The sequence below is a fragment of the Bacillus sp. Medicinal_06 genome, from assembly GCF_056711665.1.
On the sequence record NZ_JBWYHD010000065.1, the window covers coordinates 1 to 510 of the forward strand.

A 510-nucleotide genomic window follows, 5' to 3' on the forward strand; every position below is an offset into this window, starting at 1 on the left:
TATAAATAACACCATTTTCCTTTGACTTTTATATAGGTTTCATCTAGTTTCCAAGATAATGGAACGTTTTTATTTTTCTTCTTCCAAATTTGATAGATAAGATTTCTATATTCATGAACCCAGCGCATGATGGTTGTTGGGTGAACCGAAACACCACGCTCTTTCAAGATTTCAGATATATCACGATAACTTAAAGAAAAACGACAATAGTAGCCGACGGCTACCAAAATAATATCCTTTTCAAACTGTTTTCCTTTAAAATACCCCATATATCATTCTCCTGCTCACACTTTTTCTACAGGTTATCTCAGTTTAGAAATCTTTGCAACAGAACCCTTTTAAGTATGTGATGTTGATATTGATTATAAAATTTGGAACGGATTAGTACGCGTTTGGATAAGAAATAAATCTGGCGCTTTGACCCATCGGATTGAATATAAATTTAAATGTATTGGCATTTTGATTCGTATTTTGTATACTAAACGTGAGTTTTTCTTACAGTAGGCAATC

General features: G+C 32.5%; 1 pseudogene. It reads right to left on the bottom strand.

From position 1 onward, the window contains the following. Positions 1 to 269, bottom strand: a pseudogene (locus AC1M36_RS28490) (IS6 family transposase); the annotation flags it as partial. Positions 270 to 510: the final 241 nt, after the last annotated feature.